We start from the raw sequence: 12,432 nt of genomic DNA, 5'->3' as shown, positions 1-12,432 counted from the left end.
CAACTCCCCATGACCGGCCAACTCGCCTACGCCATCACCTTCCTCGGCCTCGACGGAACCTCCACCAACCCCACCCCCACACCGACCCCCACGCCGACCGTCACCCCCACCGTCACTCCCACGCCGACCCCCACTCCGACCGGTGGCGGCAACGGGGCGATCAGGGGAGTGGGTTCCGGCCGGTGCCTGGATGTGCCGAACGCGAGCACCACTGATGGCACCCAGGTCCAGCTGTGGGACTGCAACGGGCAGACCAACCAGAAGTGGAGTTCCACCTCGGCGAGCGAGATCAGGGTCTACGGCAACAAGTGCCTGGACGCCGGCGGCAGCGGCAACGGCGCCAAGATCCAGATCTACTCCTGCCACGGCGGCACCAACCAGCAGTGGCGGGTCAACTCCGACGGGAGCATCACCGGCGTGCAGTCGGGGTTGTGCGTGGACGCCGTCGGCGCCGCCACCGGCAACGGCACCAAGATCCAGCTCTACTCCTGCAATGGCGGCGGCAACCAGAAATGGACCTGGGCGAGCTGATCGCCGAGTTCCATGACCGGCTCGGCTCCCGGAGCCGAGCCGGTACCCCGGCCAAACCAGGCGGAGGGCGTGGCCGCGTCAGGGCCGGCTGATCACGGACGGCGTGGCGCGCCGCGCCTCGAAGGCGAAGGGGATGGCGGCCGCGCCGCACACCACGGCCGACAGCAGCAGCGCGCACGCCGGTCCGGTCGCCGGGCCGAGTCCCATGAGGGCGCCCATGGCCGCCACGCCGAGCGTGGCGCCGGCCTGGCGGACCGCGTTGAGCATCCCTCCGGCGGCGCCGGCGCCGCCCTGGGGCGCGGCGGCGACCACGGCCGTGACGACGGCGGGCAGGACGAACGAGACGCCGAACCCGCTGAGCAGCAGCCCCAGGGCGAGCACGCCGTACGCGGCGCCGGCCGCGACGGCCCATCCCAGGACGGCCCCTCCCGCGGTGAGCAGCGCCAGTCCGGCGACGATGGACGGGCGCGGGCCGAAGCGTGCCACGACGCGGCCGGTCACCGGGGGGTTGAGCACGAACGGCAGCGTCAGCGGCAGGAAGGCCAGGCCGCCGGCGGTCGCGCCGAGGTGGCGGTCGCCCTGGAGCAGCAGCGGCAGCACGAACAGGCCGCCGTTGAGGGCGAAGCCGACCGCAGCGCCCGCCGCCAGCCCGGCCCGCACGCCCCCGGCGCGCAGCAACGCCGGGTCGAGCACGGGAGCCGGGCCGCGTCGCCCGAGGACCGCCGCCCCGGCCGCGAGCGGCACCACGGCGAGCCCGGACGCGGCGGCGTGCGCCCACGAACGCGAGCCCGAGGCGACCAGCGCGTCGGTCAGCAGTGCCAGCGCCCCGCCCGCCGCGAGCTGCGCCGGCCAGTCGATCCGCCGGTCGCCGCGCGGGTGGTCGGCCCACCGTCCGGCGACCAGGACGAGCACGAGCGCGGCGATCGGCACGTTGATCAGGAAGGTGGCCCGCCATCCGGCGAGATCGACCAGCGCGCCGCCGGCGACCGGACCGGCCGCCACCGCGGCGCCGCTGATGGCCGCCCACGTCGCCACCGCCCGCGCGCGTTCGGCCGCGGCGGGATAGAGCCGCGCGATCAGCGCCATGGAGGCGGGCACGCAGGCCGCCGCGGCGACGCCCAGCAACGCGCGCGAGGCGACCAGCCACCCGAGCGCCGGAGCCAGGGCCGCCGCCAGCGAGCCCAGGCCGAACACCGTGACCCCCGCGCGGAAGGCGCGGCCCGCGCCGTACCGGTCGGCGACCGCTCCCGCCGACAGCAGGCAGGCGCCGAAGACCACCGTGTACCCCGTGGTCACCCACTGCAGGCCCGCGATCGGGACGCGCAGCGAGGACGCCAGATCAGGCTCGGCGACCGACAGTACCGTCATGTCCAGCAACACCATGAAATATCCGAGCGAGATGCCCAGCAGCGCCGGCCACCGCCGACCGTCACGCTCTGTCCCGCGCGGCCCCCTGCCCGGTGGGCGCCCCTCAACCGGGCGGTCGTCCGTCACACGGTCGTCCGCGGGATGACCGTCGTGGCGGCCGCCCGCCGGATGGCCGTGCGCGGGATGGCGGCCCGTGGCGCGCGGCATGCCCGGCGAGGCGGAGGAGGAAGGGGGAGGAGAAGCGCTCATGCGGCAACTGTCCGCGCCGGCACCTTCAGCCTCCACCGCGTCGGACGAACGCTCCGTTCGGAATTTCCGAACGCCGTCCGCAGGTTGGGACACGCATGGAACTGCGCCAGTTGAGCATCTTCGAGGCGGTGGTGCGGCACCGGACGGTGACCGAGGCCGCCGTCGCGCTGGGGATGGCGCCCTCCAGCGTCTCGGCGCAGATCCGCGCTCTGGAGGGGTCGCTGGGCGTGGCGTTGTTCGAGCGCACCGCCAAGGGGATGCGTCTCACCGAGCCGGGCGAACGCCTGGTGACCTGGGCGGGCCGGCTGCTGGAGCAGGCCGGGCGGGCGCGCCGTGAGGTGAGCGGCGAGGCGGCCCTGTTGCGCATGGGAGCGCTGGAGACCATCGCCGCCGTCCACGGGTCCCGCGTGCTGGCCAGGCTGGCTCGCCGCCGTCCCGGCCTGCGCGTCGAGGTCCGGCCGAGCGTGAGCCGCGATGAGTTGCTGGCCGAGGTGGCCGCCGGGCGGCTGGAGGCGGCGCTGCTGATGGACACCGGCGCCGCTCTTGGAGACCTCGGTTTCCGCCCGCCGCGGGCGCCGCTGACCTTCGTGGACGTCGGCGCGGTCCCGCTCATCCTGGTGGCCGCCCCCGGCCACCGGCTGGCTGGACGTCCCGTCCTGGCCGCCGGGGAGCTGTCCGGTGAGCGGCTGCTGGTCAACGCGGAGGGCTGCTCGTTCCGGATGGCCGCCGACCGGCTCATCGGCCCGGACACCGAACGGGTGCGGGCGGGCGGGGTGGCGGTGATGCGCGCCTGGGCCGAGCAGGGGCTGGGCGTCGCGCTGCTGCCCGAGTTCGCCGTGCGGGAGGCGTTGTGCGCCGGGACGCTGGCCGGGCTCGCCCTCCCCGTGCCCGGCCTGAGCCTGCGGCTGGTCTGGCGGGACGACAGGGAGGACGTTCCCGGGCTGCGCGAACTGCTCTACGCGGCGGCGTCCTGAGCGAGCGAACTGCCACGTCGTCAGTTCTGTTGGCCCTCGCACCGGTGGAAGGATTGATGACCATGACCGACCCCAGACCGCTGGGCGCCGACGAGGTCACGTTCCTCGCGGCGGTCCGCTCAGGCGACACGGCGCGGTTCGCACTCATCACGGAGCGCCACCGGCGTGAGCTGCAGGTGCACTGCTACCGGATGCTCGCGAACTACGAGGATGCCCAGGACATGACGCAGGAGACGTTCCTGCGAGCGTGGAACAAGCGGGAGTCGTTCAAGGGCCACGCGACCCTGCGGACCTGGCTGTACCGGATCGCGACGAACGCCTGCCTCGACTTCCTGGACAAGCGCAACGACCGCACACCCGTGCCGTCCGAGCTGCCGGACCCCGGCTCCGAGGTGCTTTACCTGCAGCCCTACCCCGACCGGATGCTCCCCGAGGACCCGCAGGAATCGGTGGTGGCGCGGGAAACGATCGAGCTGGCGTTCATCGTCGCCGTCCAGCACCTGCCGCCGCGGCAGCGGGCGGCGTTCATCCTGCGCGACGTCCTCGGCTGGCCGGCGTCGAAAGCCGCCGACGTCCTCGAACTGACCGTCGCATCGGTGACCAGCGCACTGCAGCGGGCCCGTGTGACGATGCGCGAGCAGCTGCCCGACCGCCGCCTCGACTGGCGGAGCCCCGCCACCCACGAGCTGTCGAATGACGAGCGCGGCGTGGTGAAGTCGTATATCGACGCTCACGAGCGCAACGACCTCGACGGGCTGATGTCCCTGCTGCGCGACGACCTGCGCTTCGCGATGCTGCCCGAGCCGGGCACCTCGGTCATCACGGCCAAGGACGCGGTGGACGGCTGGGTCTCCGGTGGGCTCTTCCAGCGCGGCCACGACGACTGGCGCTGCATCACCACGACGGTCAACCGCATGCCTGCCGCCGTGCTGTACCTCCGCACCCCCGACGACCCGGACTACCGGCTATTCACCATCGCGGTCCTGCACATCGTCGACGGGAAGATCGCCGAGCTCACCGGATTCGACGCCGCCGACAAACCATGGCTGGGCCTGCCCCCGACACTGTGATCAGAGGAGTCCCCATCGTCGAGGAGTCCAGCGCAACGGGCCGCCGTCACCGAAGTCACCGCGGAATGAGCACCCCGACCAGCTGAACACCAACGCGACAACGCGAACACCACCGCCCCGCCGGCGTTGCCGGCGGGGCATCTTCATGCCCGAAGAACATCGTCACGATCGACGACGCCGTCGTCCCTCATCTCCAGCAGGTCGGTCAACAGCTCACTCGGAACGCGAGGAAGGGCCCGGGGAAGGTTCCCTCATAGCCGAAGGTCACGGTGAGCACGCCAGGAAGGTCTCGACCTGGCCTCACGAGCCCAGGACCCGGCCTCACGAGCCGAGCATCTGGCCCGTGCTCATCGCCTCGTCTCGTATCGGGTCAGCACCACGCCGCCGGGGAACGTCCGCGTCTCCACCAGGTTCAGGTTCACCCAGCTGTCCAGGGCCGTGAAGAACGGCGTGCCGCCGCCCAGCAAGACCGGTGCGGTGACCAGCACGTACTCGTCGATCAGCCCGGCCCGCATGGCCGCTGCGGCAAGTGTGGCGCTGCTGATGTCCATGGGGCCGCCGTCTTCGGCCTTGAGCCGGGTGATCTCGGTGACCGCGTCGCCGGTGACCAGGCGGGTGTTCCAGTCGACCTTGTCGATCGTCGATGAGAACACCACCTTCGGCATGTCCCGCCAGCGGCGGGCGAACTCGATCTCCGCCGGGGTGGCGCCGGGCTGCTGGTCGGCGGTCGGCCAGTGGGAACTCATCGTCTCCCACAGTTTGCGCCCGTACAGCGCCAGGCCGGTCGCCCCCACCCGGTCGGACCACCACTGGAACTGCTCGTCGCTCGGTACGCCCCAGCCGAGTTCGTCGCCGGGTGCGGCGATGTAGCCGTCCAGGCTCAGGTTCATGCCGAAGATCAGTTTCCGCATCGTGCCAGCCTCTCGTGAGTCGATCTCACACGTACAGACGGGCACGGCGCGGAAACCTAATCGGTGCGCGATCTGCGTCCGCAGGTAGCCGGCTCGGCCGGCGGCCGTGCTGCGGTCCCTGCGGAACCCGACCGAAGCCGAGGAGGACCGCGGCCGCCGTGCGGGATCTGGATTCACCGGCCACGCAGAGCGGGTCGGGTGTCGGTCACAGATGAGGGCCCAGGAGCAGCCGGGCGGCTCGGTCGCCCATCCGCAGGTGCGCCGCCGGGTCGGGGTGCACTCCGTCGGGCAGCGACCTGGCCTCCTCCGGTCCGAGGAGCTCGCGCCCGTCGAGGTAGTGCAGCGCCGGGTCGGCGCGGACGTCGACGACCTTGGCGAGCAGCGTGCGGACACCGGTCAGGGTCAGCGCTCCGGCGCCCGGGGACCCCAGAGCGTGTTGGCGTCCGGTTTCCGGGTCGGGTGCGGTGGGTCCGGCCATGGTCTCCAGTTCGGCGAAGGGGGTCGGTGAGATGAGCACGACCGGAGTGTCCGGGTGGCCTTCGCGGATCGTGTCCAGGAACCCGTGCACGGCGGGGACGAAGGTGCGCTCTCGCATCGACGCCGACCCGACGATGTTGATCCCGACCTTGAGGGTGATCAGGTCGGCCGGGGTATCCCGGATGGCGCGGGCGACCTCCGGGTCGAGTACGGCGTTGCCGCCGAATCCGAGGTTGGTCAGCGCGGCACCGGTCGTCAGGGCGGCGATGGCCGGCCAGGTCAGGGTGGGGGCGGGCGCCTCCAGGCCGTGGCTGATCGACGAGCCGTAGTGCACCCATGCCACGCCGGTCGGCGGGGTCGGTGCGAGCAGCGGCGCGTCGGCGCCGAGCGTGCGCAGCTCGACCGTCGCGCTGTGCGGCAACCAGATCTCGACTTCCTTGTCTCCTGGTGGCAGATCGTCGAAGCGCACGGTTTCGGGGGGTCCCGGGGTGAGCCGGACGTCGGCGAAGTCGACGGCGAGACTCAGCACGTCTCCGGCCGTGGTCGGCACACGGGCGAGCACGGTGCCGTCGACGGCGAGGTCGAACGATGCCGGCAGCGGACCCGCACCCATGTCCGGCACGGTGACGTGCACGCCGAGGGCCAGCGACCGCGCTCCCGTGCGCAGGCGCAGGCGAACCCCGGCCGCATGCGAGACGATCAGGTCCATCCAGCCGTCGTGCAGGCGCGGCCGGGTCCAGGCCGGGAGCCGTCGGGGACGGACCCCGTCCGGGGTGCGTTCCAGATCGAGCGCGCCGAGGATCGCGACCCGGTCGTCGGGCAGGCAGATGTGGTGGGTCATGCGGTGTGCTCCATACCGTGGTCGGAAGTGATCGCCGATGGGGTGTCAGGCGTCTTGGGGGACGGTGTCGTCGATGGAGGTGGCCGCCCGGTCGCCGGCGGCGCGCCGGGTGCGGATGAACCCCCAGCCGACCAGGGCCGCCGCGACGAGGGTGAGGGTGAGGCCCGCCGTGGTGACGGCCTGGTGGAACTCGCCGGTCTGCCTCGGGCTCCAGGGGGACGCGGCGATGTCGCCGGTGAACACGATGGCGAGGATGGTGCCGGTGACGGCGATGCCGATGCCGGAGGTGATCTGGGAGGCGGTGTCGACGAGCGCGGCGCCGATGGTGGTCCGGTTGCCGGGCAGGCCCCGGACCACGTTGAGCCCGGCCACGACGCCGACCACGCGCATCCCGGCCGCCACCAGGACGAGCGCCGTCGCGATCCACAGGTAGCCGAACCGGCCGAGCAGGCCGTAGACGGCCAGGCCGGACACGACCGCCGCGGCGCTGGTCCAGGCGGCCCGGTCCAGGCCGACGCGCCGCACGAACGGGTTCACGAACGGGCTGCCCGCGAGGAGGACGACGACCTGCGGCAGCATCCCGACAGCGGCCAGCGCGGGGGGCCAGCCCCAGTCGAGCTGGAGTTGCAGCGTCACCATGTAACCGAGTCCCGCGGTCGCCAGCCCGGCGGCGGCCTTGTAGGCCAGGCCGCTGGAGACCAGGGGAAGGGCCAGGAGCTTCAGGTCGAGCAGCGGATGGCGGGTCAAGCGCTCGCGCAGGACGAAGCAGATCGCCGCCGCCGTGGTCGCGGCGGTGGCCGCCCAAGGCACCCAGGAGCCGGCGCCCTGCTCCACGAACAGCGTCGGCGCGAGGAGCGCGAGCACGATCGTCGCCGTGCCCAGCAGCATCCCGGGGACGTCGAGGGGGTCGCGGTGGAGGCCGCCCGGGTCGTCGCCGGCGAGGCCGTGCCGAACGCAGAAGAGCGCCAGCACGGCGATCGGCACGTTCACCAGCAGCAGGACCTGCCACGGTGCGATCGCCAGCACCAGGCCGCCCGCCGTCGGGCCGATCGCGAGCCCGACCAGGCCGACGGTCGAGATGAGGGTCAGCGCGCGCACGCGCAGGCCGTCCTCGTCGAACAGCCGGAACGCCAGCGCCATCGAGCCCGGGGTCGTCATCGCCGCGGCGACCCCCATCGTCGCCCGCACGGCGATCAGTTGCCCGGCGGTGGTGACCACGGCGGTCGCCAGGCTCGCCACGCCGAGCAGGACCAGGCCGATCAGCATGATCCGCCGCCGGCCGAACCGATCGGCGATCGCGCCGAACACGAGCATCAACCCGCCGAACACGACCGCATAGGCGCCCGTCACCCACTGCAACGCGGTCGTCGAGGCGTCCAGGTCGCGTCCGATCACCGGCAGTGCGACGTTCAGGATCGAATTGTCCAGCATCTCGAAGAGGAACACCGCCGACAGTCCCGCCAACGCGATCCACGCCTCCCGCAGCGTCCGGGGCGCGGTCGTCTCACGCATGGAGGACTCCGTTCACGTCGTGATGATCGGTACGGGCGCGGTCCGGCCGCTCGCGCGGCGGGCTGAGCCCCGCACCGGCGACAATGAGGGTTGTTCGTGCGAAGAGCATGTCACTAGGTTAATCGACTAAGTTAAGTGACACAAGTAAGTGAGGGGTCGGGATGCCCAGGACGGGAGCACGAGGCGGACCGCAGACGCGTGCGAAGATCTCGGCGGTCGCTACCCGGCTGTTCGTGGAACGTGGATTCGACACGGTCACGGTCACCGAGGTCGCGCGGGAGGCCGGGGTCTCGGCGGTGACGGTCTTCAAGCACTTCCCGCGGAAGGAGGACCTCCTGCTGGACCGCGAGGTCGACGCCGTCGAGCTCCTGCGCTCAGCGGTACGCGACCGCGCCCCGGACACCGGGGTACTCCGATCCCTGCGCGACATGGCGTTCGGGTTTCTCGACGAACGGCACTCCCTGTCCGGCCTCAAGGACGGGTCCGCTCCCTACTTCCGGACCGTCGCGGCTTCGCCCGCGCTCATCTCCCGCGCCAGGGAGATCGCCTCCGGCCTCCAGCAGACCCTCGCCGATGAGCTCGAACACGACCCGGCCTTCGACGGCGACGCCGAACTGCTCGCCGCCTTCTTCGTCGCGGGCTACACCGTCGTGCTGGTGGAGACCGCTCGGCGCCTGATCGCCGGAGAAGCGGCCGACACCGTCGCAGACGAGCACCGCGCCCGCCTGGAGCGCCTGTTCGAAGCCCTCACCAGCGGAGTCGTGCCCCAGCATTGAGGCTCGCCGCCGCGCGCGGCGAGGGGCTTGCGCAGCAGCCGAACGGCCAGCGGCGTTAGCGGCCAAGGCGAGCGGATTCACCGCCGTGCCGAGATCAGGTACTCGCACCCGAGCCGGAACAGCATGGTCGGCGAGTCGTGTTCCAGCGCCCTGGCGAGCAGGAACTCGTCCAGTTCCTTGAGCTCCAGCGTGGTCGGCGGCCGCCACCTCAGATGCTTCGCCACCAGCCGCGAATGCCCGGTCCGCGTCTTCGCTCGCCGCCCGCACGAGCGCAGCCGGGCCGGGTCGACGCCGAGCTGCTCGGCCGGCCTGGCCACCGCCACCGGGGGACCCCTACGCGGCGGCGGCCTGAGCGGCGGTCAGCGGCCCGCCGTCCGGGCGTGCTCGTACGCCTTGCCGAGCGCCGACAGGAACAGCTCGGCCGGCTGTGCTCCGGACACGGCGTAGGCGCGGTTGAGCACGAAGAACGGCACGCCGGTGACGCCGAGCTCGCGGGCCTCGCGGATGTCGGCCTCGACGTCGTCCAGGTGGGCGGTGCCGGTGACGACGGCGCGGGTCTCGTCCTCGGGCAGCCCGGCTTCGACGCCCAGCCGGACGAGGGTCTCGGGGTCGTCGAGGATCTGACCCTCGATGAGCTGGGCGCGCAGCATGCGCTCGTGGACCGGGCCGCCGAGCCCGTGCTTGCCGGCCAGGTGCGTGACCCGGTGGGCGTCGATGGTGTTGACCATGATGGAGCGTTCGAGCTCGTAGGCCAGGCCCTCCTCGGCGGCCAGCGCGGAGACCTGCGCCTGCATCGCCCGCACTTGGGCGGCCGTGCCGCCGGTCTTCTCGGCCAGCATCTCGGGCACGGGCTTTCGCACCCCGCTGGGGAAGGTCGGGTCGAGCTGGAAGCTGCGCCAGACGACCTCGACCTCCTCGGCGTGGGGGAACCGCTCCAGGGCGCGCTCCAGGCGCCTCTTGCCGATGTAGCACCAGGGGCAGACGACGTCCGACCAGACCTCGACGCGCACCGTCTTCGGCTCGCTCGCCGTGCCCGCCCCGTTCACCGGCATGTCCCGTCCGTGCACACGGCCGCGGAGTCGTCGCCGAGGACGATCAGCGCGGGGACGGCGGCCGGGACGCCGGGAGCGGCGATGACCGGCGCGGACGCCGCCTCGCGGTCGCCGCTGGAGGAAGGCGCCGGCTCGGAGGCCGCGACGGGCGCGGCGGGCGCAGTGGGCACGGTCGGCGCAGTGGGCAGGGTGGGCACAGGGAGCCCTTTCTGTTCGGCGCCGCGGTCGGCGCTGGTGGTGCTCGGACGGAGGTCGCCGGTCGGTTCGCGACCGTACCCGGCAGGATGATGTGTCAACCAATGGGGGAGCGTGAGAGGTCAGGCGGCGGGGTCAGGGATGATCGGGAAGTTGTGCCGGAACACGTTGCCGGGGTCGTAGGCGGCCTTCACCCGCCGCAGCCGCCGCAGAGTAGCCGGTGGGAACGCCTTGGCCAGCAGGTCGTCGTCGCCGTGCGACTCGAAGCTCAGGTAGATCGCCTCGACGCCCAGCCGCTCCCACCGCTGCTCGGCCTGCGCACCCCCGGCCTTCTGGAACACCCCGGTGAGGGAGAAGTTCTGCGTGCGGTGGGCGTACGCGGTCGCCTCCGGCGGGGTGTCGTTGACCGCGCCGCCGACCGAGCGGACCTGCACCATGCCGGTGCCGCGCTCGCCGAACAGGCCGGCCAGCACGGCGCAGGTGGGGCCTTCGAGGTGCTCGACCAGGGCCGATCGCATGCGCGTGCCCGACTGGCCGTGGTGCTGGTTGTGGTGCGGCGCGACGATCGCGGCGTAGGGGGTGAGCTGCGCCTGCTGCTGTAGCACGGGGCCGAGGCCGAGGAAGGGCTCGATGGCCGAGACGGCGGCGTCGGTGTCGTCGCCGGCCCAGACGAGCAGGCTCTGGGCGACGATCGGCTCTCCCCGGCCGGTGGGGAACACCGAAAGGAACGCCGTGAGCGCGCGCGGGCTGTCCTCGACCAGCCGTCCGAAGCCTTCCAGGAACCCCGCGGTGTCGGAGGCGTCGTGCACCAGGGCGGCGAAGACGACCTCGCCCACCTCGGCGGCCTCGATGTCCAGGGAGGTGACCACGCCCATGTTGCCGCCCGCGCCGCGAAGCGCCCAGAACAGGTCGGGATGGTGTTCGGCGTCGGCACGCACGACGCGGCCGTCGGCCAGGACCACCTCGGCGCCGACCACGTGGTCGATGGTCAGCCCGTAGGAGCGTCCCAGGAAGCCCTGCCCGCCGGCGGTCGCCAGGCCGCCGACGCCGACGTCGCCGTAGTCGCCCGAGCTGATCGCCAGCCCGTGCGGCTGGAGGACCTGCGCCACCTCGCCCCAGCGTGCTCCCGCGCCCACGCGCACCAGCCGGCGCGCGCGGTCGAGCACCTCCACGCCGTTCATCGCGCCGATGTCCACCACGATGCCGCCGTCGTTGGTGGAGCGCCCGCTGATGCCGTGGCCGCCGCTGCGCACCGACAGCGGCGCCCGCTGCCGCCGGGCGAACTCCAGGGCCTCTGCGACCTGTCCCGCCGTGGCGGGGCGCAGCACCAGGCCGGGGGAGCCCGGCCAGACGTAGCTGGAGCGCACGCGCCAGTAGTCGCGGTCGCCCGGTTCGACGGCCGATTCCGACAGGGAGGCGGGCAGGGCGTCGTAGTCGATGCCCGGGCTGCGCAGCGCCCGCGCGCGTGCGGGTCGCGACGGTCCGGTGGAGGGCGGCGTGGACGAGCGCTCGGCGGCGACGGCCTCCCGCAGCGCCGGGGCCACCTCCTGGGCGAAGGTCTGGATGGTCTGCGGGTCGTCGGAGGCGAGGATGAACGTGCTGACGCCCTCCTGCAGCGCCAGCGGCAGCAACCGCTCCACCCACACGGCGGGCGGGCCCTGCAGCAGGCCGCCGCCCTCGGCGCCGAAGCCGCCCTCCATGAGGTTGAGCAGGCGGCGCACCTCGCGCGGGTCGCGTCCCGCCTCCTCGGCCGCCTCATCGATTATCTTGTTGCCGCCGGCGACGTCCTGAGGGGTGAGATACCCGAGGCTGGGCAGCCAGCCGTCGGCCTTGGCGCCGACCAGGCGCAGCATTCGCGGCTTGTAGGCCCCGAGCCAGATCGGCACCTCGTGCGCCGGCGCAGGCCCGCGCTTGACCCCGCGGACGGTGTAGTGGACGCCCTCGACGCGAAGCACGCGGCGCTCGCCGGCGTCCCACACTCCGCGGATCACCTCGATGGCCTCGCCGAGGGCGTCCACGGCCTGGCCGGGGGACAGCCGCCGGCCGCCCATGGCCTCGATCGCGTCCCAGAAGCCGCCGGCGCCCAGGCCCAGCTCGACGCGTCCGCCGGACAGCAGGTCGAGGCTGGCCACCGACTTGGCGAGGACGGCCGGCAGGCGCAGCGGCAGGTTCATCACGTCGCCCGCCAGGTGGACGCGCTCGGTGCGGGCGGCCACCCAGCTCAGCAGCGTCCAGGTGTCCAGGTGGGCGGGCTGGTAGGGGTGATCCTGGAAGGTGACCAGGTCCAGTCCGGCCCGCTCGCTCAGCTGGGCGAGGGCGACGGCGACCTCGGGGCGGCCGCTCTGCGGCGTGATGAACGACCCGAACCGTAGATCGTGGCCATAGTCGGGCATGGGGGCCTCCGCCGGAAAACTGGTAGATATATCAACCGTACCTCGGTGATGGATGACGTATCAACCTCGGCGTCGTAGGCTGG

General features: G+C 72.7%; 12 protein-coding genes. 4 read left to right on the top strand and 8 right to left on the bottom strand.

Translation table 11 applies throughout. The features are described 5' to 3' along the window. Positions 1-531, top strand: a 531-nt coding sequence (locus tag ABZU32_RS27520) for a ricin-type beta-trefoil lectin domain protein (RefSeq protein WP_354926438.1), incomplete at its 5' end; no start/stop codon positions are given. Between the two features lie 78 nt (positions 532-609). On the opposite strand, the gene ABZU32_RS27515 is transcribed toward ABZU32_RS27520, so the two are convergent. After that, the gene (locus ABZU32_RS27515) at positions 610-1,941 is read right to left on the bottom strand and encodes an MFS transporter (RefSeq protein ID WP_354926450.1); all 1,332 of its coding nucleotides are present in this window, start codon (positions 1,939-1,941) and stop codon (positions 610-612) included. Between the two features lie 302 nt (positions 1,942-2,243). Here ABZU32_RS27515 and ABZU32_RS27510 point away from each other — a divergent pair, with 302 nt between their 5' ends. Together ABZU32_RS27510 and ABZU32_RS27505 are read left to right on the top strand one after the other, a co-directional pair. Beyond that, the gene (locus ABZU32_RS27510; protein WP_354926436.1) at positions 2,244-3,122 is read left to right on the top strand and encodes a LysR family transcriptional regulator; all 879 of its coding nucleotides are present in this window, start codon (positions 2,244-2,246) and stop codon (positions 3,120-3,122) included. Between the two features lie 62 nt (positions 3,123-3,184). After that, the gene (locus ABZU32_RS27505) at positions 3,185-4,192 is read left to right on the top strand and encodes an RNA polymerase subunit sigma-70 (RefSeq protein ID WP_354926434.1); all 1,008 of its coding nucleotides are present in this window, start codon (positions 3,185-3,187) and stop codon (positions 4,190-4,192) included. A 347-nt stretch (positions 4,193-4,539) separates the two neighbouring features. Here ABZU32_RS27505 and ABZU32_RS27500 read toward each other — a convergent pair whose 3' ends face one another. From ABZU32_RS27500 to ABZU32_RS27490, 3 genes are all read right to left on the bottom strand, one after another. Continuing rightward, positions 4,540-5,103, bottom strand: a complete 564-nt coding sequence (locus tag ABZU32_RS27500; protein WP_354849563.1) for a dihydrofolate reductase family protein — start codon at positions 5,101-5,103, stop codon at positions 4,540-4,542. A gap of 205 nt (positions 5,104-5,308) precedes the next feature. Next, a complete protein-coding gene (locus tag ABZU32_RS27495) occupies positions 5,309-6,421 on the bottom strand; it encodes an SGNH/GDSL hydrolase family protein (RefSeq protein WP_354926432.1) in 1,113 nt (370 codons plus the stop codon). A gap of 45 nt (positions 6,422-6,466) precedes the next feature. Further along, positions 6,467-7,933 (bottom strand): MFS transporter, encoded by a 1,467-nt coding sequence (locus ABZU32_RS27490; RefSeq protein ID WP_354926430.1) that lies wholly within the window; start codon positions 7,931-7,933, stop codon positions 6,467-6,469. Positions 7,934-8,094: 161 nt separating this feature from the next. On the opposite strand from ABZU32_RS27490, the gene ABZU32_RS27485 reads away from it, so the two are divergent. Next, on the top strand, positions 8,095-8,709 hold the full coding sequence (locus ABZU32_RS27485) for a TetR/AcrR family transcriptional regulator (protein WP_354926428.1): 615 nt from the start codon (positions 8,095-8,097) through the stop codon (positions 8,707-8,709). Between the two features lie 77 nt (positions 8,710-8,786). Here ABZU32_RS27485 and ABZU32_RS27480 read toward each other — a convergent pair whose 3' ends face one another. The 4 genes from ABZU32_RS27480 to ABZU32_RS27465 all read right to left on the bottom strand — a co-directional run bounded on the left by ABZU32_RS27480 (position 8,787) and on the right by ABZU32_RS27465 (position 12,349). Further along, entirely contained in the window at positions 8,787-9,032 is a 246-nt protein-coding gene (locus ABZU32_RS27480) for a DUF4158 domain-containing protein (RefSeq protein WP_354926426.1), read from the bottom strand. Positions 9,033-9,068: 36 nt separating this feature from the next. After that, positions 9,069-9,761 carry a DsbA family oxidoreductase gene (locus tag ABZU32_RS27475; protein ID WP_354926425.1) on the bottom strand — a complete coding sequence of 231 codons (693 nt, stop codon included), beginning with the start codon at positions 9,759-9,761 and terminating at the stop codon, positions 9,069-9,071. Continuing rightward, on the bottom strand, positions 9,752-9,931 hold the full coding sequence (locus tag ABZU32_RS27470) for a hypothetical protein (RefSeq protein ID WP_354926424.1): 180 nt from the start codon (positions 9,929-9,931) through the stop codon (positions 9,752-9,754). Before ABZU32_RS27470 ends, ABZU32_RS27475 begins: the two co-directional genes overlap by 10 nt. A 147-nt stretch (positions 9,932-10,078) precedes the next feature. Further along, entirely contained in the window at positions 10,079-12,349 is a 2,271-nt protein-coding gene (locus ABZU32_RS27465) for an LLM class flavin-dependent oxidoreductase (protein WP_354926422.1), read from the bottom strand. Positions 12,350-12,432: the final 83 nt, after the last annotated feature.

The sequence above is a fragment of the Sphaerisporangium sp. NPDC005288 genome (genome assembly GCF_040607475.1).
Taxonomy (GTDB): Bacteria; Actinomycetota; Actinomycetes; order Streptosporangiales; family Streptosporangiaceae; genus Sphaerisporangium; species Sphaerisporangium rhizosphaerae.
This window is presented reverse-complemented; position numbering and strand designations above follow the sequence as displayed.